Source organism: Enterobacter sp. Y17 (assembly GCF_019730495.1).
GTDB lineage: Bacteria > Pseudomonadota > Gammaproteobacteria > Enterobacterales > Enterobacteriaceae > Enterobacter > Enterobacter asburiae_B.
In genome coordinates this window covers 76742-96679 of sequence record NZ_JAASKP010000005.1, presented here as the reverse complement: position 1 = coordinate 96679, position 19938 = coordinate 76742, and the positions used below count along the sequence as shown (strand labels likewise).

Annotated in this window: 16 protein-coding genes and 3 pseudogenes; 10 read left to right on the top strand and 9 right to left on the bottom strand. The window is 55.3% G+C overall.

What is annotated here, in order from left to right:
- Positions 1-44: 44 nt before the first annotated feature.
- Positions 45-398 (bottom strand): annotated as a pseudogene (locus tag HCH49_RS19020) (helix-turn-helix domain-containing protein); the annotation flags it as partial.
- A gap of 48 nt (positions 399-446) precedes the next feature.
- On the opposite strand from HCH49_RS19020, the pseudogene HCH49_RS22275 reads away from it, so the two are divergent.
- Positions 447-548: pseudogene (locus HCH49_RS22275) on the top strand (hypothetical protein); the annotation flags it as partial.
- 195 nt (positions 549-743) lie between these two features.
- Complete coding sequence (locus tag HCH49_RS19015; RefSeq protein ID WP_033147017.1) at positions 744-1820, top strand: type I restriction endonuclease; 1077 nt, start codon at positions 744-746, stop codon at positions 1818-1820.
- 35 nt (positions 1821-1855) lie between these two features.
- Here the strand turns inward: HCH49_RS19015 and HCH49_RS22270 are convergent.
- Positions 1856-1927 (bottom strand): annotated as a pseudogene (locus HCH49_RS22270) (type II toxin-antitoxin system HicB family antitoxin); the annotation flags it as partial.
- A 289-nt stretch (positions 1928-2216) separates the two neighbouring features.
- Entirely contained in the window at positions 2217-2957 is a 741-nt protein-coding gene (locus HCH49_RS19010; RefSeq protein ID WP_221703228.1) for a MipA/OmpV family protein, read from the bottom strand.
- 117 nt (positions 2958-3074) lie between these two features.
- Here HCH49_RS19010 and HCH49_RS19005 point away from each other — a divergent pair, with 117 nt between their 5' ends.
- Positions 3075-4040 carry a LysR family transcriptional regulator gene (locus HCH49_RS19005; protein ID WP_072210862.1) on the top strand — a complete coding sequence of 322 codons (966 nt, stop codon included), beginning with the start codon at positions 3075-3077 and terminating at the stop codon, positions 4038-4040.
- Here HCH49_RS19005 and aldB read toward each other — a convergent pair.
- The 6 genes from aldB to HCH49_RS18975 all read right to left on the bottom strand — a co-directional run bounded on the left by aldB (position 4037) and on the right by HCH49_RS18975 (position 11188).
- Complete coding sequence (aldB, locus tag HCH49_RS19000; RefSeq protein ID WP_029740992.1) at positions 4037-5575, bottom strand: aldehyde dehydrogenase AldB; 1539 nt, start codon at positions 5573-5575, stop codon at positions 4037-4039. The genes HCH49_RS19005 and aldB overlap by 4 nt on opposite strands.
- A gap of 85 nt (positions 5576-5660) precedes the next feature.
- A complete protein-coding gene (selB, locus tag HCH49_RS18995; protein ID WP_167819033.1) occupies positions 5661-7508 on the bottom strand; it encodes a selenocysteine-specific translation elongation factor in 1848 nt (615 codons plus the stop codon).
- Positions 7505-8890 carry an L-seryl-tRNA(Sec) selenium transferase gene (selA, locus tag HCH49_RS18990; protein ID WP_064673799.1) on the bottom strand — a complete coding sequence of 462 codons (1386 nt, stop codon included), beginning with the start codon at positions 8888-8890 and terminating at the stop codon, positions 7505-7507. Before selA ends, selB begins: the two co-directional genes overlap by 4 nt.
- Before the next feature lie 103 nt (positions 8891-8993).
- Positions 8994-9602 (bottom strand): glutathione S-transferase, encoded by a 609-nt coding sequence (locus HCH49_RS18985; protein WP_047059729.1) that lies wholly within the window; start codon positions 9600-9602, stop codon positions 8994-8996.
- Positions 9603-9692: 90 nt separating this feature from the next.
- Positions 9693-10829 carry an HlyD family secretion protein gene (locus HCH49_RS18980; RefSeq protein ID WP_033147023.1) on the bottom strand — a complete coding sequence of 379 codons (1137 nt, stop codon included), beginning with the start codon at positions 10827-10829 and terminating at the stop codon, positions 9693-9695.
- A gap of 2 nt (positions 10830-10831) precedes the next feature.
- Positions 10832-11188: a DUF3302 domain-containing protein gene (locus HCH49_RS18975; RefSeq protein ID WP_023334046.1), complete on the bottom strand. Its 357-nt coding sequence runs from the start codon at positions 11186-11188 to the stop codon at positions 10832-10834.
- A 659-nt stretch (positions 11189-11847) separates the two neighbouring features.
- On the opposite strand from HCH49_RS18975, the gene HCH49_RS18970 reads away from it, so the two are divergent.
- The 7 genes from HCH49_RS18970 (at position 11848) to lldD (ending at position 19899) form a co-directional block, all read left to right on the top strand.
- A complete protein-coding gene (locus HCH49_RS18970) occupies positions 11848-13755 on the top strand; it encodes a PTS mannitol transporter subunit IICBA (protein ID WP_023309922.1) in 1908 nt (635 codons plus the stop codon).
- A gap of 98 nt (positions 13756-13853) precedes the next feature.
- Positions 13854-15002: a mannitol-1-phosphate 5-dehydrogenase gene (gene mtlD, locus HCH49_RS18965; protein ID WP_023309921.1), complete on the top strand. Its 1149-nt coding sequence runs from the start codon at positions 13854-13856 to the stop codon at positions 15000-15002.
- A complete protein-coding gene (gene mtlR, locus HCH49_RS18960) occupies positions 14999-15589 on the top strand; it encodes a mannitol operon repressor MtlR (protein ID WP_045887681.1) in 591 nt (196 codons plus the stop codon). The genes mtlD and mtlR overlap by 4 nt, the downstream gene beginning before the upstream one ends.
- A gap of 58 nt (positions 15590-15647) precedes the next feature.
- Positions 15648-16010 carry a YibL family ribosome-associated protein gene (locus HCH49_RS18955; RefSeq protein WP_064673801.1) on the top strand — a complete coding sequence of 121 codons (363 nt, stop codon included), beginning with the start codon at positions 15648-15650 and terminating at the stop codon, positions 16008-16010.
- Between the two features lie 279 nt (positions 16011-16289).
- Positions 16290-17945: an L-lactate permease gene (gene lldP, locus HCH49_RS18950; RefSeq protein WP_032650757.1), complete on the top strand. Its 1656-nt coding sequence runs from the start codon at positions 16290-16292 to the stop codon at positions 17943-17945.
- On the top strand, positions 17942-18715 hold the full coding sequence (gene lldR / locus HCH49_RS18945; protein ID WP_023294814.1) for a transcriptional regulator LldR: 774 nt from the start codon (positions 17942-17944) through the stop codon (positions 18713-18715). The genes lldP and lldR overlap by 4 nt, the downstream gene beginning before the upstream one ends.
- Positions 18712-19899, top strand: a complete 1188-nt coding sequence (lldD, locus tag HCH49_RS18940) for an FMN-dependent L-lactate dehydrogenase LldD (RefSeq protein ID WP_058841867.1) — start codon at positions 18712-18714, stop codon at positions 19897-19899. The genes lldR and lldD overlap by 4 nt, the downstream gene beginning before the upstream one ends.
- Positions 19900-19938: the final 39 nt, after the last annotated feature.

Here is a 19938-nt window from a genome sequence, read left to right as displayed (position 1 = left end):
AATGCCCGATTCAGCGAAGGTGTGATGGGTCAAACAGGAGGCGCTCAGCCGGAATTATTATGCGCTTTACAATACCGCCGTTTCCAGACGGCAGGTGTTAAGCCCGTATGCTTTGAAAATATTTGCCGAAAATAGCCCACGTCATTAAAACCAAAGCGGTTTGCTACTTAGGTAAGCGACGCAGAGCCATCCAGCAACAGCTTTTCCACTGCCCTGACGCGCTGGCGATGTATCGCCTCCGTCAGGGTTAAATGGAAAGTCCGGCGAAATACGCGCCCCAGGTAATCGGCATTGCAGTGCAACGCTTTTGCCAGCTGCGACGTCGAAAGCGGTAAATGAAACTGCGTGCGAATAAGCTGCTTCGCCTTCCACGCCATCGCCGCACCGGCTTGATCCACGCTGTCTCCATTCCCTGAAGAGAGCGACACCTGCTATAAAATCATCTCCAGCACCAGCACTGCACGCTAACCTTTATACCCCGGTTCAGTTGGGCAAATAGGGGAGTAGCAGAGATGCGGATTTGGGTGGATAAACATAAACAAGAATAATGTCACCTTTATGGATATATAATATTTTTATCAAGCTCAGTGATGCCGAGTTCACGGATTATCATCGACTGAAAGACAATGTGATCTAACCCTCGGTATTGTTTTTTTGCAGCAGTTCAGCTCAGGTATACCATTGTCTGACATGCATTTTAGTGTTATTCCATAAAGACACACAGCTAAAAATAAGGACATCCCATGGAATTCACAGAAAGATTAAATGCCTTATCAAATAAAATAAAACAACAACTTGATGTAATTAATACTGAAGAAGCAACAAAAACTGCATTTGTAATGCCATTCATTCATAACGTTCTGGGTTATGATGTTTTTGATCCTTCAGAGGTAACACCTGAGTTTGTCTGTGATGTTGGTACAAAAAAGGGCGAAAAAATCGATTATGCTATAATGAAAAATAATGACGTTCAGATACTTATTGAATGTAAGAAAATTGGCGAACCATTAAATATAAATCATGCCTCGCAGTTATTCAGGTATTTTCATGTAACAAACGCCAGAATTTCAATCCTCACCAATGGACAAAATTATAAATTTTTTACAGATCTGGATGCTCCCAATAAAATGGATGAAAAACCATTTTTGGAAGTAGATCTTCTTGATATTGACGAAAATATAATACCTGAGCTAAAAAAATTAACTAAGTCTTCGTTTGATTTAGAATCAATTATCAATGCTGCTGGTGAATTAAAATATGTCAGCCAAATCAAAAAAATCCTGCATTCTCAGCTAAATAATCCTGAAGATGACTTTGTGAAATTTTTTGCATCCCGAGTTTATGATGGGATTCTGACTCAAAAAGTCAGAGAGTCTTTTTTTAACTTGACCAAAAAAGCTGCAAGCCAGTACATAAATGATCAGGTTAATGAGCGACTTAAGTCAGCTATTACGGGCATAACCCCAGCGATCATCGATACTCCAAATGAGTCATCACAGATTGAGGAAGACGAACATAAAGATGAAAGTGATGTGGTTACAACGCTAGAGGAGCTCGAGGGATATCATATTGTTAAAGCAATCACCAGAGCAGTACTGGAGGCACCCCGTATAACTCACAGAGATACCAAAAGTTACTTTGGTATTCTTGTAGATGACAACAACCGCAAACCCCTTTGCCGATTGCATTTTAATCGTACACAAAAATACATCGGACTTTTCGACATAGAAAAAAACGAAACGCGTCATCCTATAACGACAGTCGATGATATCTATTCATTTGCTGATATCCTGAAAGCGACAGCAGCTCTATATAATTAATTTTTTACTCAGGCAGCACGCGACGTGCTGCCTCAGCCTGGAACGTCAGGGAAAAAGGCGCTGGCGCTACCGTCGAAGTCAGAACGAATGTAAGCCGGATAAAACATAACGACTCCTGATATCCGTGCTTAATTAACGCCTGTCGCCAAATACGGGCGAGAGTGCCCGGTTTGATTTTCTTTAAGCATGATACACATGATGCACATCTTTATTGATGGCGCAGATCGCATTAGCGTATCAGGAATATTAATGAGGAAGCCATGACGGGAAGGGAAAACGGGAGATCGGTACTCTCAAATATGCCCGGCGGCGCTTTGCTTGCACGGGCCTACGTAAAACTGCGATGGCAGTCCATGTAGGCCGGGTAAGGCGAAGCCGCCACCCGGCTTTAGCGCATCAGAAACGCCAGGTCAGGCCGGTCATCAGCGCGAAGCTGTCGTCGCGGTCGATCATCGGGCTGTTCTTCACGTCGTCAGGCAATACGGAGTAGACCGCGCTGGCGTTAAGATACAGCTTCTGGGTTAACTGATATTTGGCCGCCAGGCCAACGTATGGCGTCCAGCTGTCACCGGCGGTGTATTCATCCAGACCTGAGCGGCGAGACTCGATGCCGGATACGCCATAGTAGTAGTCGTTATAGCTTTCGTCGCTATAGAAAATACCGACAGAGGGCGTCAGGGTCAGGCGTTCCATCCTGATTGGACGGAAGTAAGAAACCTCGCCGATCATACCGCCGCTTTCATCCGTGGCATCGCCCGAGACCGCCACTTTCAGCGAACCCCAGCTTTCGTGGCGGTAGTACGCGCCGCCGAGGAAGGCAGAGGCTTTACGCTCATCAAGCTTTTTCATCTGATGGTCGTCGTTGTCATCAGGATCGAAATGCAGCGGCATCCACGATGCGGTCAGGCTGAGTTCATTTTTTGCGTCTTTCCACAGGATCCATCCGCCCGTGGTCTGGCGAACATAAAAGCTATCGCCTTCGTAGCTAATTAACGGTACTGCGGTAGTATTTTCGTTATAGCCTTTGTAAGGAGACTCATTAAATACAGCCCCCGCTCCTAGTGAAAAGTCACCGGCCATTGCTGAGGATGTTGCAAATAACGTGGCAGCGATGAGTAAATTGTATTTAATAGTCATTACATGTAATCCATTAAAATGCCAAACAAGCGAGGCGCATAATAATGGTTACAAATTTGCCAATGCAACGCTGCGGTTTATATAATATTATATACAAAATCATATAGATGGGTGTGCATGATGAATAAATTACAGCTAAAGCCGCGCGAGTTAAAAATTATATCCGTCATCGCAGCCACCCACAGCATTGGTGATGCCGCCGCCCTGCTGGGCATGGCGCAGGCCAACGTCAGTAAATATCTGTCTGATTTTGAAACGCGGGTTGGGCTCAAGGTTTTTGAGCGCACCACGCGGCAGCTGGCCCTGACCCAGTTTGGGGAAGCGTTACTCCCGTACATTGATGCCACGCTGGATAAGAACCGTCAACTCGTTAATTTTATTGCTGATTATAAGCATGAAAAGCGCGGAAAGGTCACGATCTATGCCCCTACAGGTATCGTAACCTATCTCGCGCGCCACGTGATCCATCAGATAGAAGATATCGGTGACATCCGCATCTCCCTGAAAACCTATAACCTGGATCGGAATGAATTTTCAGAAGGCGTTTCTTTTCCGGATGACTGCGACATTTTAATTACCTATGCGCCGCCGAAAGACGAAAGTCTGGTTGCCAGCGTGTTAACAAAATATTCTGTTACGGCATTCGCTACCCTGGAATATTTAAATAAACACCCCTTAACGGGACCTGAAGGTTTAATTAATCATTCCTGTATTCTCATTGATTCCATGCTGATCGATGATGCAAACATCTGGCGTTTCCGCGTGCACGGCAGTGATAGCGTGCATGACTACCGGGTGACCGGTAATTATATTTGCGACAATACGCAGACGGCCCTGGAGCTGGCAAGAAATAATCTTGGGATTGTTTTTGCGCCAAAAGAGAGTCTGAAAAAAGAATTAACGAAAGGGATGCTGGTCCCCTGCTTCCCGCATCAGGAAGAGTGGTGGCTCGATCTGACGGCCATTTTCCGCAAACGCGAATACCAGCCCTGGCGCGTGCAATACGTTCTGGATGGCGTTCTGAACTGCCTGCGCCAGCAAATTGCTCAGGCCGCCCATGGACGGCCTGAGCTGGGCGATTAGAACAGCCCCAGCGGTTTATCGGAGTAGCTGACCAGCAAACATTTCGTCTGCTGATAATGTTCCAGCATCATCTTGTGGGTTTCACGCCCGATGCCCGATTGCTTATAACCGCCAAATGCCGCGTGCGCAGGATAGGCGTGGTAGCAGTTGGTCCAGACGCGCCCGGCCTGAATGCCTCTGCCCATTTTATAGGCCAGATTACCGTTGCGGCTCCAGACGCCGGCTCCCAGGCCATACGGCGTGTCGTTGGCAATCTCCAGCGCCTCCTCCATCGTTTTGAAGGTGGTCACGGCCAGCACCGGTCCGAAAATTTCCTCCTGGAAGACGCGCATGTTGTTCTGACCGAACAGGATCGTTGGCTCAAGGTAATACCCTTCCTGCAGATCCCCGCCGAGCACCTTACGGCGACCGCCGGTCAGAATATCCGCCCCCTCTTTCTTGCCGATATCGATGTAGTTGAGGATGGTTTCCAGCTGTCCGTGCGAGACCTGCGCCCCCATCTGCGTGACGTTATCGAGCGGATTACCGCTGCGGATAGACTCGACGCGGCGAATGGCCCGCTCCATAAAGCGCTCATAGATGGACTCCTGCACCAGCGCGCGGCTTGGGCAGGTGCAGACTTCGCCCTGGTTAAACGCAAACAGCGCAAACCCTTCCAGGGCTTTATCGAAGAAGGCATCCTCTTCCTCCATCACGTCCGCGAAGAAGATGTTCGGGGATTTCCCGCCCAGCTCCAGGGTTACCGGAATGATGTTCTGCGTGGCGTACTGCATAATCTGCTGGCCCACTTCCGTCGACCCGGTAAACGCCACTTTAGCGATCCGTTTCGAGGTAGCCAGATATTCCCCTATCTCACCGCCCGCACCGTTGACCACGTTAATCACGCCCGGCGGCAGAAGATCGCCAACGATTTCCATCAGCAGCAGCACCGAGAGCGGGGTCAGACGCGCCGGTTTAAGCACAATGCAGTTCCCGGCCGCCAGCGCGGGTGCCATTTTCCAGCTCGCCATCAGCAGCGGGAAGTTCCATGGAATGATTTGCCCGACGACGCCCAGCGGCTCGTGGAAGTGATACGCCACGGTGTCGCTGTCTACCTCGCTTATTCCGCCCTCCTGAGCGCGAATGCAGGAGGCAAAATAGCGGAAGTGGTCGATGGCCAGCGGCACGTCTGCCGCCATCGTTTCCCGGATCGGCTTGCCGTTATCCCAGGTTTCCGCCGTCGCCAGCAGCTCCAGATTCTGCTCCATCCGGTCGGCGATTTTGAACAAAATAGCCGCGCGGTCCTGAACGGAGGTGTGGCCCCATTTATCTTTCGCTTTGTGCGCCGCATCCAGCGCCAGATCGATATCGCGCCTGCCGGAGCTGGCTATTTCGCACAGCGGCTGGCCGGTTACGGGGGTCAGGTTGGAATAGTATTCGCCGTCGACGGGAGCTACCCAGTCGCCGCCAATAAAGTTGTCATAACGAGGCTTCAGCTTGAGGGGAAAACCATACTCGCCGGGCTGGATACGCGATGAGGGAGGATTGTTTGTCATGACCGTCTCCTTGCTGTTGGTGTACATCAAGGGTAGTTCCGGCTGGCGATTTTCTCGCCAACCGGTAACGGCTTTACGACGGGGGTCACGGAGTTTCAGGAAATAATAACGAATCGCGCAATAAATGATCGTTACCGCGACGGCGGGTGAAGCCGATGCGGTTGAAATACTCCAGGATCTGAATCGCCAGCTTGCGGCCCACGTTCAGCCGGTCGCGGAAATCGGCTGCGCAGGTAGAGCCCCGCTCCAGATCCAGCTCGCGGATCAGGTTCGCAAAGGCCACAATACGATCGTTACGGTAATAACGATCTTTCACGATCGCGACTATCAGCCCCTGCTGCGCCGCATGGCGCAATACCTGACGCATCACCTGCTCGTCGGTATTCGTTTCGCGGGCCAGATCGCGAACCCACCACGGCTCATCGCCAAACAGCGAGGCCACTTTTTGCCATACCGCTTCTTGCTCTGCGGTGAACCCGGCCTTGTGATCCGGCAGATGGAGCCAGCCGTGGTGGCTTTTGATCGCCCCGCTTTCGCGCATGTTTTCAATCAGCAGCAGCACCAGCGCATCGTCTTCCATCGGCAGCGCCATGCGCCGCAGACGCTCACGGCCCGGGCCAGGCTCATCCTGATGCTGTTCATGGTATGTTGCGAGCGTGTTCAGTATCTTACGCTGCCAGTTCGCAGCAACCGGGGCGTTTAGCAGACTGTTTCCAGCCTGAATAAAGCCCGGCTGCTGGGCCAGCAGGCGTAATCCTTCCTCGCTCAGCTGGCGTGCCCATGCAAAATCACGCAGGCTCACCGCACCGCGCTCAAGATGCACCCGCAGCGCGGCGTTATCATCGCTGGCCTGCGCCAGCGCTGCCAGCCACTGCAGATATTCGGGCTTACGCTTGCCGCGTCGCGGTGGATTCAGCGCGACCACCCGTGCCCCGGCCAGCGTTTCCCGCGCGGAAATATCACGCAGAACCAGACGATCGTTGTCTGCAAGCCAGAGCGGTGAATCGAATACCAGTTCGGCAAGATCGTTTTCCAGCAGCGACACGCGCCCGGTGATATGGCTGGCCGCGTGGTGAATATGCAGCGGCTGCCATTGGGTCAGGGGCACGTTTGTCTGCAGGGAAACAATGACGCGTTCAGACGGCTCAGGTGGGGCATCGGCCAGCAGCCAGTCGCCGCGGTTAAGCTGCTCTTTTTCCGCATCCCCGGCAATGTTCAGCGCGATCCGCTGCCCGGCATGAGCACGCTCCGCGGGCTGGTTTTGCGCATGCAGGCCGCGCACGCGCATCGCCTTGTTAACGCCCGTCAGCCAGAGCGTATCACCTACGTTCACTTCACCGCTCAGCGCCGTACCGGTCACCACCAGCCCCGCGCCTTTGACGGTAAACGCCCGGTCAATTGCCAGACGGAAGCGGTGATGGCTGGCGTGGTCACGCGACGAAAGCTGCTGTAAGTGGTGGCGAAGTTCATCGATACCGCGCCCTTCTGTCGCCACGGTGACAAAAAGCGGGGCATCGGCAAAACCATACTCCTGCAAGGTCGCCTGTACCGCTTCGCGCACCTCACTGACGCGTGCGTCATCCACGCGATCGGCTTTGGTCAGCGCCACGGTCAGCTGCGGGTTACCGGTCAGCTGCAGGATCGCCAGGTGCTCACGGGTTTGCGCCATAACGCCATCATCGCAGGCCACCACCAGCAGGGCATGATCGATACCCCCCACGCCCGCCAGCATGTTGGACAGAAACTTTTCATGCCCCGGAACATCAATAAAACCCAGCACGCGACCATCAGGCTGGGGCCAGTAGGCATAGCCCAGATCGATGGTCATGCCGCGCTTTTTCTCTTCCGGCAGGCGGTCGGCGTTTATGCCGGTAATAGCCTGCAGCAACGTGGTTTTTCCGTGGTCGACATGACCGGCGGTGGCAATAATCATTTCAACAACATCTCCAGAAATCGCTCTTCATCTTCAAGGCAGCGCAGATCCAGCCACATTCGGCCATCGTAAATCCGCCCGATAACCGGCGCAGGCAGGCCACGCCAGCGCGCCGACAGGGCTTCAAGGTGGCTGCCGCGCCCGTCACGCGGGGTGAACGTGAGCGCTTCACTCGGCAGCCTGTCCACCGGCAGCGAACCGCTGCCAATCTGCGACTGGCAGGGTTCAATGCGAACGTCAAAATCGGGGTAGTGCGGGGCAATGCGCGGCAGCAGTAATTCGGCCTGGGCGCGAATCGAGGCGGCATCGCGGGTTAACAGACGCAGCGTGGGCAGGCGGTCGGCCAGTTTCTCCGGATGGAGATAGAGCCGCAGCGTCGCCTCCAGCGCGGCAAGCGTCATTTTATCGGCTCGCAGGGCGCGCTTGAGCGGATGCTGCTGCAGCTTCGCAATCAGCTCGCGCTTGCCGACGATAATCCCGGCCTGCGGCCCGCCCAGCAGCTTGTCGCCGGAAAAGCTGACCAGGCTAACGCCTGCGGCAATCATCTCTTGCGGCATCGGCTCTCTCGGCAGCCCGTAAAGGCTCAGATCCACCAGCGAGCCGCTGCCGAGATCGGCAATCACCGGAATATTCAGTTCGCGGCCAATCGCCGCCAGCTCTGCCTCTTCAACCGTTTTGGTGAAGCCTTCAATATGGTAATTGCTGGTGTGGACCTTCATCAGCAGGGCGGTATTTTCATTCACCGCCGCGCGATAATCTTTCGCATGGGTACGGTTAGTAGTGCCCACTTCATGCAGCGTGCAGCCCGCCTGGCGCATCACGTCCGGAATACGAAACGCCCCGCCAATCTCCACCAGCTCGCCGCGGGAAACCACCACCTCTTTGCCGCTGGCAGTCGCCGCCAGCATCAGCAGCACCGCTGCGGCGTTGTTATTCACAATGCAGGCATCTTCCGCGCCGGTCAGCTGGCACAGCAGGTCCGCCAGCGCCCGGTCACGATGCCCGCGTCCGGCGCCGTCCAGATCGTACTCCAGCGTCACGGGCGCCCGCATGGCCTGCACAACCGCAGCCACCGCCTCTTCCGCCTGCTGCGCGCGGCCCAGGTTGGTATGCAGCACGGTACCGGTCAGGTTAATCACCGGGCGTAATGCGCTTTGCGCTTTCTCATCCAGCCGGTGCTCAACTTCCTGCTCCCACGCCGCGCACCAGTCGGGCAAGGCGTTTTCTGCCTGAATAGCGCATCGGGCTTCGTCCTGAAGCAGGCGTAACATCTCCACCGTCGCGGTATGGCCGAAGCGCTCAACGGCAGCATGAATGCGGGGCTCGCGAAGGAGGCGGTCGGTAGCGGGGATCTGGCTGTACAGCGAATGATGAGTAGTCATGAAAGCGCCTGGCGAGTAAATATCTTCCCCCCTCCCGACGGGAGAGGGAGTTAACATGTGGAGGGATTGTACCGCCTCCGACGCCGAAGTGTTATAACCCGCATCAAGCCTTTGGCGGTTCGGTACGGGCAAAGCTCTCGCGGCTAAAAAGCGTGTCTGCCAGTTTCACCAGCAGCGGACGGTCGACGCACCAGCCAGGGGAAACCCGGCGGAAGTTGAGATAGCCGATGGCGCAGGCGATAGCGATAGTTGCCAGGTTCAGGCTGTCGGTTTGAATCTTTCCCTCCCGGATAAGCTGTTCGCACCTGTCCAGGCTGCGGCTGATTTTTTCCCGCTGGCGTAACAGTTCCGTTTCCGACTGCTGGGCGGCGGGCCTGGCCTGTTCACGCACGGAGGTTAACGCCGCATCCATAATGCCATCGGCCAGGGCTTCAATTTGCTTCAGCGCCAGCGCCGCTTTTGGGTCAGCCGGCAGCATTGCCGGGGCAACGCCCAGCAGCTCGATATACTCCGCAATAATCGGGGAATCGAACCAGTATTCGCCCTCGTCCGTCACCAGCGCCGGGACTTTCCCCAGCGGGTTGTACTGCGCGACGCCGTTTTCAGCGTTGTAGGGCTGTTCATTGATGAATTCAAATTCAATCCCTTTCTCCAGAAGGAGAATCGAGATTTTTCGCACGAAGGGACTGGTGTAGCTACCGATGAGTTTCATTGCCTGATCCTGGATGCCGGAAAAAAGTCAGTATGGATCAAGCGATGAAAAAAGGGCAGGTATGCGTGTCGCATTCCTGCCCTGGAAGGATTAGTGATCGAGATAGAGGTAGTGCATCCAGCTGGTCATGCGCAGCAATACTTTACGCATCACCGAGACGTGGGCGAAATGGTCCGAGTAGACCGCCACCTGGGCATAGATACCGTCTGGCAGCGCATCGACTTCCGCATTCGGATCCAGCTCAATCGTACCCAACACGCCGTCCGTTCCCGGCACCACCGTCAGCGACTGCAGCGCACCCTGCGCCTGATAGGAGCCTCCCGGCACCACCGGCAGAATACTGGTGAGTTTACCGGTAAACACCTGGCCCGGCAGCGCGTTAAACACCACTTCCGCTTCATCGCCCGGCTTCAGACGCAGCAGCGAGTTCTGACGGAACTGGGCCACGATCTGACGCTTCTGTTCAGGAATAAAGACCATCACCGGACGCAGCGGCAGCGCGGCGGCGTACGTCCCCGGACGGATCAGCACCTGGGTGATGTAGCCATCGCTTGGCGCACGGACCACGGTCTGATCCAGGTTGTATTTGGCTTCAGCAAGCTGCGCGCGTAAGGAGGCAATCTGCGACTGCTCGCCGTTCACCATGCTGTCCAGCTGGCTTTGAATCTGCGTCTGTTCGGCAACGGAGCCTTTCACCATCGCATCCTGTGCGAGATAATTTTGCCGCGCGTTGTCGATATCGCTTTCAGAAAACGGATTCACTTTTGCCTGGCTGCCTTTCAGGTAGCGCTGATAATCTTTAAACAGACGATCGCGTTCAGCCGACACGCGGGTGGTATTGGCGACCGCTTCCGAAAGCTGCGCTTTCAGATTGTCGATATTGTGCGTTGCGGTCACCAGGTCGGCCTGGAGTCTGTCGACGCGCGCCTGGTAGCGGCCCGGATCCAGTTTAAATAACACTTCGCCTTTTTTAATAAGCTGGTTATTTTTATCGGTCACTTCACTGACCACCCCGGTAACCTGCGGCGTAATTGGAATAGAAATAACCGCCTTTTGCGCCGTAAAGGTGTACGGATGGTTATAGTTCATTAACAGAATAAGCCCGGCAACAATAAACACCCCGCCTAATGTCGCGGTGGCAAGCGTCCACTGGTTTACCGGAATACGGAATATTTTAAAAATCACCCAGGCAAATGCCACATAGGTCAAAATAATTAACAGATCCATGATTAGCGCTCCAGCGTGTTCTTATCAGCGGCGGGCTGTACCGCGGCCAGCTTTTGTTCTAATTCGGCCACGCGTTTGGCCAGCGCATCCATGCCCGGAACCTCATCAGGCTTGGTGATGTGGTTTTGCATCCCCCAGCCGCGATCTTCACGGTACAGCGTGGCCCATATCCACAGGAACGGCCAGATGGCATGGAGCGTAAACAGGCTAATCCAGCCTGCCGTGTGAATCGCATCGGCATGCGGATGGTTTCGCTTTTTGGCCATATTATAAGGAATGTCATGGATGGCGATGATTCCATAAAAAAGAACCAGAAATACAAAAATCAATACGCCCAGCGCAAAATAGTTGAGAAACATATTCTCCTCACTTAAACAACGTCAACTCATTTAATTAATAAAACAGTACGCAACCTAATTAATTTATTTTGAAATACAGAAGGTATACTGGTTATTTCAGAGCCGGGGAGTATCGTTTTTTATAATATCTCCATGCAAGTTTATAAGCGTGTCAAAATATATCCTGAATAATAATATACTTAACCTTACAATATGAGCGTAATCCACGTTTTAACTTTTCGCCATACCACACTTCAAAAGTGGTTTTTTAGCTTAACGTGTCGCGCTATGCCATCCTGACGCCGAATCGCTAAGCAGAGTTTGCCGCCGATCGCAGCCGGAGAAATCTGCATAAAAATATTTTGTGAAATCAGTCACAATCCAGAAACAAACCCACAAAACCAAATCGTGACAACCATCACATAAAAGGGTGGTTTTTGCCGCATTTCTCGCCGTCGTATTTTTTTTGCCCACCTTTTTTGTGACTAAGATCACCTCATTGACATCCACACCCCCTACCTTTACGTGATATGCGTCACACAAATTTTCACTGTCTGGACAGTTGAACGATTCAGTGCCAGATTTCACAGCATCAGAACAGGGCCCGGCTACCTCTGCCGCCTCATTAACAATAAACCTCGGGCCGCAAGCCTAAGCGTAAACAGAAGAAGGGGTGTTTTATGTCATCCGATTTCAAGATCAAAGTTCAAAGCTTTGGTCGTTTCCTCAGCAACATGGTGATGCCAAATATCGGCGCGTTTATCGCGTGGGGTATCATCACTGCATTGTTCATTCCGACAGGGTGGTTGCCTAACGAAACGCTGGCGAAACTTGTTGGCCCAATGATTACCTATCTCCTGCCGCTGCTCATCGGTTTCACCGGTGGTCGTCTGGTGGGCGGTGACCGTGGTGGCGTAGTGGGTGCCATCACGACCATGGGTGTTATCGTCGGTGCGGATATGCCGATGTTCCTCGGTGCAATGATTGCCGGTCCTCTGGGCGGCTGGGCGATTAAGAAATTCGACGTCTGGGTTGATGGTAAGATCAAATCCGGCTTCGAAATGCTGGTGAACAACTTCTCTGCGGGCATCATCGGGATGATCCTCGCGATTCTGGCGTTCCTCGGCATTGGCCCTGCGGTTGAAGTGCTGTCCAAAATTCTGGCGGCAGGCGTTAACTTTATGGTGGCGCACGACATGCTGCCGCTGGCGTCTATCTTCGTTGAACCGGCGAAAATCCTGTTCCTGAACAACGCCATCAACCACGGTATCTTCTCGCCGCTGGGTATTCAGCAGTCTCACGATCTCGGCAAGTCTATCTTCTTCCTGATTGAAGCCAACCCGGGTCCGGGTATGGGCGTACTGCTGGCGTACATGTTCTTTGGTCGCGGCAGCGCTAAGCAGTCTGCTGGCGGTGCGGCAATCATTCACTTCCTGGGCGGTATCCACGAAATTTACTTCCCGTACGTGCTGATGAACCCACGCCTGATCCTGGCCGTTATCCTTGGCGGTATGACCGGCGTGTTCACCCTGAGCGTGCTGGGCGGCGGTCTGGTGTCTCCAGCTTCTCCGGGGTCTATCCTGGCGGTGCTGGCGATGACGCCAAAAGGAGCGTATTTCGCTAACATCGCGGCCATCTGTGCGGCCATGGCCGTCTCCTTCGTGGTCTCTTCTATCCTGCTGAAAACCAGCAAAGTGAAAGAAGACGACGATATTGAAGCGGCGACCCGTCGTATGCACGACATGAAAGCCGAATCCAAAGGCGCAACCCCGCTGGCGGCTGGCGATGTGTCTAACGACCTGAGCCACGTGCGTAAAATCATCGTAGCCTGTGACGCCGGTATGGGTTCCAGCGCAATGGGTGCAGGCGTGCTGCGTAAGAAAGTGCAGGATGCGGGCCTGACCAACATCTCCGTCACCAACAGCGCCATTAACAGCCTGCCGCCGGACGTTGACCTGGTCATCACGCACCGCGACCTGACCGAACGCGCCATGCGCCAGGTGCCGCAGGCACAGCACATCTCGCTGACCAACTTCCTCGACAGCGGCCTGTACACCAGCCTGACCGAACGTCTGGTTGCGGCGCAGCGTCACGAAGACAACGAAGTGAAAGTGCGCTCAAGCCTGCAGGACAGCTTTGACGAAAGCAACGCCCACCTGTTCAAACTGGGTGCGGAAAACATCTTCCTCGGTCGCACAGCAGCAACCAAAGAAGAAGCGATTCGCTTTGCCGGCGAGCAGCTGGTGAAAGGCGGCTACGTTCAGCCTGAATATGTCGACGCAATGCTGGAACGCGAAAAACTGACGCCAACCTACCTGGGCGAATCCATCGCGGTTCCGCACGGTACGGTTGAAGCGAAAGATCGCGTCCTGAAAACCGGCGTCGTATTCTGTCAGTATCCGCAGGGCGTGCGCTTCGGTGAAGAAGAAGACGACATCGCCCGTCTGGTGATTGGTATCGCCGCTCGCAACAACGAGCACATTCAGGTGATTACCAGCCTGACCAACGCGCTGGATGATGAATCTGTCATTGCGCGTCTGGCCAGCACCACCAGCGTGGAAGAAGTCCTGGCACTTCTTAACAAATAAGTCCTCTTCCCTCTCCCCTCTGGGGAGAGGGCTAGGGTGAGGGGAAAAGTTCCTCACCCCAGCCCTCTCGGGTAAAAACATTGATGAAGGTTAACACTATGAAAGCATTACATTTTGGCGCAGGTAACATCGGTCGTGGTTTTATCGGTAAACTGCTGGCAGACGCGGGCATTACGCTGACATTCGCCGATGTGAATCAGGTGGTCCTGGATGCCCTGAATGCGCGTCATAGCTATCAGGTCCATGTAGTCGGTGAAAACGAGCAGGTTGAGACAGTATCCGGCGTCAACGCGGTCAGCAGCATCGGGGAAGACGTTATCGACCTGATCGCCAGCGTCGATCTGGTCACCACGGCCGTGGGTCCGGTCGTCCTTGAGCGCATCGCCCCTGCGGTTGCGAAAGGCCTGGCAAAACGTAAAGCGCAGGGCATCGACACCCCGCTGAACATCATCGCCTGTGAAAACATGGTGCGCGGCACCACGCAGCTGAAAGGCCACGTGCTCAACGCTGTAGCAGATGAAGACAAAGCCTGGGTTGAAGCGCACGTCGGGTTTGTGGATTCCGCCGTGGATCGCATCGTTCCGCCGTCTGAATCCGCCACCAACGACCCGCTGGAAGTGACCGTGGAAACCTTCAGCGAGTGGATCGTTGATAAAACCCAGTTTAAAGGCGCCCTGCCGACCATTCCGGGAATGGAATTAACCGATAACCTGATGGCATTTGTCGAACGCAAACTCTTCACGCTGAACACCGGGCATGCTATAACCGCGTACCTCGGAAAATTGGCCGGTCATCAGACCATTCGTGACGCGATCCTCGATGAGAAGATCCGCGCGGTGGTGAAAGGGGCAATGGAAGAGAGCGGCGCGGTGCTGATCAAACGCTACGGTTTTGATGCTGATAAACACGCAGCATACATCCAGAAAATCCTCGGTCGCTTTGAAAATCCGTATTTGAAAGATGACGTTGAGCGCGTGGGCCGTCAGCCTCTGCGCAAACTGAGCGCGGGCGACCGTCTGATTAAGCCGCTGCTGGGCACGCTGGAATACGGCCTGCCGCACGCCAACCTGGTGAAAGGGATTGCCGCCGCGATGCACTACCGCAGCGAGCAGGACCCACAGGCGCAGGAACTGGCTCAGCTGATTGATGACAAAGGCGCGCAGGCTGCGCTGGCGCAGATTTCCGGTCTGGACGCCAACAGCGACGTGGTTGTGGAGGCGGTTAACGCATACAACGCAACCAAATGATGCACAGTGAGGCGCAGGTTAACCTGCGCCCAGATAATAGATTGTCAGATATGCAGGCAATAATGGAACAAACCCAGGCCTTTGAAAATCGTGTGCTTGAGCGTCTGAATGCTGGCAAAACCGTACGAAGCTTCCTGATTGCCGCCGTCGAATTACTGACCGAGGCGGTGAATATCCTGGTGCTTCAGGTGTTTCGCAAAGACGACTACGCGGTAAAGTATGCTGTAGAACCGTTACTGGACGGAGACGGACCGCTGGGCGATTTATCCGTGCGTCTGAAGCTGATTTATGGTCTTGGCGTGCTCAACCGACAAGAGTATGAAGATGCGGAGCTGTTAATGGCGCTGCGCGAAGAGCTCAATCATGACGGTAACGAGTATACCTTTACCGATGATGAGATCCTGGGGCCCTTCGGCGAGCTGCACTGCGTCAGCGCGCTCCCCCCTGCTCCCCATTTTGACAACAGCGACCCTGAGCTCTACGCGATGCAAAAGCTGCGTTATCAACAGGTTGTCCGTTCCACGATGGTGCTCTCCCTGACTGAGCTGATTTCCCGAATCAGCTTAAAAAAAGCGTTTCAGAAGTAAGCCTGCTCACATTGGTGTATCCTTCCCTGTAAATTCCCCGTTTTCAGAGTTATTTGTCATGAAAGAAGTCGAAAAGAACGAAATTAAACGCCTGAGCGACCGTCTGGATCTGATCCGCCACCAGATGGCTGGCCTGTCACTGGTCGATTACGCCGAGAAGTACGCCGAGCTGGAAAAAGAAGCCGCCACGCTGGAAACAGAAATCGAGCGCCTGCGCGAAGTGAAGGGCCAGAAGCTGAGCAAAGAAGCGCAGAAGCTGATGAACATGCCGCACCGCCGCGCGATCACCAAAAAAGAACAGGCCGACATGGGCAAGCTGAAAAAAAGCGTCCGTGGTCTGGTGGTGGTACACCCGATGACCGAACTTGGCCGCGAAATGGGCCTGAAAGAGATGACGGGCTTTTGTAAGACCGCGTTCTGATACTTCCCCCTCTTCCTGTGGGAGAGGGCCGGGGTGAGGGCATCAGGCCCCACCCTGCTTCAAATTGGCCCAACCAATCCCCCTTTTCTTTCTTCCCCGGTTCACAATTCCATTATTTTCGCTCACAAACTCATTGCCTGACCATAACATTTGGTTAACCATTCATTGTCATTAACCCTACAACACAACATTGGCAGGACCACTTTTACACAACCTGTGACGCAGAGTTGAGCGGAGACTCACCCGCAGCGCAGGCTGTCTGGTCCCCAGGAGACCTGCATGAGCCTCTGGCAACAAAACTACGACCCGGCCGGAAATATCTGGCTGTCGAGCCTGATCGCATCGCTTCCGATTCTGTTCTTCTTCTTTGCGCTGATTAAGCTCAAGCTGAAGGGCTACCTCGCCGCGACGTATACCGTTGCTATCGCCCTGATGGTGGCGCTGTTCTTCTATAAAATGCCGGTCGATCGCGCGCTGGCCTCCGTCGTCTACGGTTTCTTCTACGGCCTGTGGCCGATTGCGTGGATCATCATCGCGGCGGTCTTTGTCTATAAAATCTCGGTGAAAACCGGGCAGTTCGACATTATCCGCTCGTCGATTCTTTCCATCACGCCGGACCAGCGCCTGCAGATGCTGATTGTCGGCTTCTCCTTCGGGGCGTTTCTGGAAGGTGCGGCAGGCTTTGGCGCACCGGTGGCGATCACCGCCGCGCTGCTGGTCGGTCTGGGCTTTAACCCGCTCTATGCCGCTGGCCTGTGCCTGATTGTGAACACCGCGCCGGTTGCATTTGGCGCGATGGGTATTCCGATACTGGTGGCCGGACAGGTCACCGGGCTGGACAGCTTCGAGATCGGCCAGATGGTCGGCCGCCAGCTGCCCTTCCTGACCATTATCGTCCTGTTCTGGATCATGGCGATTATGGACGGCTGGCGCGGCGTGAAGGAGACCTGGCCTGCGGTGATGGTAGCGGGCGGTTCGTTCGCTATCGCTCAATACCTCAGCTCGAACTTCCTCGGCCCGGAGCTGCCTGACATCATCTCCTCGCTGGTGTCGCTGGTCTGTCTGACGCTGTTCCTGAAACGCTGGCAGCCGGTACGTATCTTCCGCTTCGCCGACATGGGCGCCTCGCAGGTCGATCAAACCCTGGCGCGTACGGGCTATACGGCAGGACAGGTGATCCGCGCCTGGTCGCCGTTCCTGTTCCTGACCGCAACGGTCACCCTGTGGAGCATTCCGCCGTTTAAAGCCCTGTTCGCCCCGGGCGGCGCGCTGTACGACATGGTGATTAACATCTCCGTACCGTTCCTCGACAAGATGGTCGCCCGTATGCCGCCGGTGGTGCACGCCGCTACGCCGTATGCCGCGGTCTATAAATTCGACTGGTTCTCCGCCACCGGTACCGCCATCCTGTTTGCCGCGATCCTTTCCGTGGTGTGGCTGCGCATGAAGCCTGCGGCCGCGGTGCAGACCTTTGCCGCGACCATTAAAGAGCTGATGCTGCCGATTTACTCCATCGGCATGGTGCTGGCGTTCGCGTTTATCTCGAACTACTCCGGCCTGTCATCGACGCTGGCGCTGGCGCTGGCCCATACCAGCCACGCCTTCACCTTCTTCTCGCCGTTCCTCGGCTGGCTGGGGGTGTTCCTGACCGGTTCCGATACCTCGTCTAACGCCCTGTTTGCCGCGCTGCAGGCAACGGCAGCCCAGCAGATTGGCGTGTCGGATGTCCTGCTGGTGGCCGCGAACACCACCGGCGGCGTGACCGGGAAAATGATCTCTCCACAATCCATCGCCATTGCCTGTGCGGCGGTGGGACTGGTCGGTAAAGAGTCGGATCTGTTCCGCTTTACCGTGAAACACAGCCTGATATTCACCTGCATGGTCGGGGTGATCACCACCCTGCAGGCCTATGTCTTAACCTGGATGATCCCATGATAGTGATGCCCAGACGCCTGTCCGACGAGATTGCCTCTCGCGTGCGGGCGCTGATTGAAGAACAGCAGCTGGAAGCGGGCATGAAGTTGCCCGCCGAACGCCAGCTTGCCGCCCAGCTTGGCGTGTCGCGCAATTCACTGCGCGAGGCGCTGGCGACGCTGGTCAGCGAAGGGGTGCTGGTGAGCCGTCGCGGCGGCGGCACCTTTGTGCGCTGGCAGCATGACGACTGGTCCGAGCAAAACATCGTGCAGCCCCTGAAGACGCTGATGGAGAACGACCCGGACTACAGCTTCGACATCCTTGAAGCGCGTCACGCCATCGAAACCAGTACCGCCTGGCACGCGGCCATGCGGGCAACCGACGCCGACAAAGAGAAACTCATCGCCTGCTTTGAGGCCACGCAAAGCAGCGACCCGGACATCGCCTCCCAGGCGGACGTCCGTTTTCACCTGGCGATTGCCGAGGCGTCGCACAACGTGGTGCTGCTTCAGACCATGCGCGGGTTCTTCGACCTGCTGCAATCCTCCGTGAAGCAGAGCCGCCAGCGCATGTATCTGGTTCCGCCGGTGTTTGCCCAGCTCACAGAACAGCACGAGGCGGTGCTCAACGCCATTCTGGCCGGTGATGCCGAGGCCGCACGCAAAGCGATGATGGCGCATCTCGGTTTCGTGCACACCACCATTAAACGATTCGATGAAGACCAGGCCCGACAGGCGCGTATTACCCGTCTGCCTGGCGACAGTGATATTTCCAGGGAGAACAAAGCATGATTATTTCAGCAGCCAGTGACTATCGCGCCGCGGCGCAGCGCATTTTGCCCCCGTTCCTGTTCCACTATATCGACGGCGGGGCGTATGCCGAATACACCCTGCGCCGCAACGTGGAAGATCTGTCGGAGGTGGCTCTGCGCCAGCGCGTGCTGAAGAATATGTCTGACCTGAGCCTTGAGACGAAGCTGTTCAACGAAACGCTCTCCATGCCCGTGGCGCTCGCGCCTGTAGGCTTATGCGGCATGTATGCCCGCCGCGGTGAAGTGCAGGCTGCCGCTGCGGCGGATGCCAAAGGCATTCCGTTTACGCTTTCCACCGTGTCCGTCTGCCCGATTGAAGAGGTAGCACCGACCATCAAGCGCCCAATGTGGTTCCAGCTGTACGTCCTGCGCGATCGCGGCTTTATGCGCAACGCGCTCGAGCGCGCCAAAGCGGCGGGCTGCTCCACGCTGGTCTTTACCGTCGATATGCCAACGCCCGGGGCACGCTATCGTGATGCCCACTCCGGCATGAGCGGCCCGAATGCCGCCCTGCGCCGCTACTGGCAGGCCATGACCCATCCGCAGTGGGCGTGGGATGTCGGCCTGAACGGTCGTCCGCACGATCTGGGCAATATCTCGGCTTACCTCGGTAAACCGACCGGGCTGGAAGATTACATCGGCTGGCTGGCGAACAACTTCGATCCGTCGATCTCGTGGAAAGACCTGGAGTGGATCCGCGAGTTCTGGGACGGCCCGATGGTGATCAAAGGGATCCTCGATCCGGAAGATGCCCGCGACGCGGTACGCTTTGGCGCAGACGGGATTGTGGTCTCTAACCACGGCGGACGCCAGCTTGACGGTGTGCTCTCTTCCGCACGCGCCCTGCCGGCCATCGCCGATGCGGTGAAAGGCGATATTGCGATCCTGGCCGACAGCGGCATCCGCAACGGGCTGGACGTGGTGCGCATGATTGCGCTCGGCGCCGACAGCGTGCTGCTGGGGCGCGCGTATCTGTATGCGCTGGCGACGGCGGGCCAGGCAGGGGTGGCGAATCTGCTCAACCTGATCGAAAAAGAGATGAAGGTAGCGATGACGCTGACAGGTGCAAGAACGATTAGCGAAATCAGTAAGGATTCTCTGGTGCAGGAGTTAAGCAAATTACCGGCGGCGCTGGCTCCCCTGGCTCAGGGAAACGCGGCCTGACCTTCTCCGATTAATCCCCCTTTCTCACGCGCCCGATTT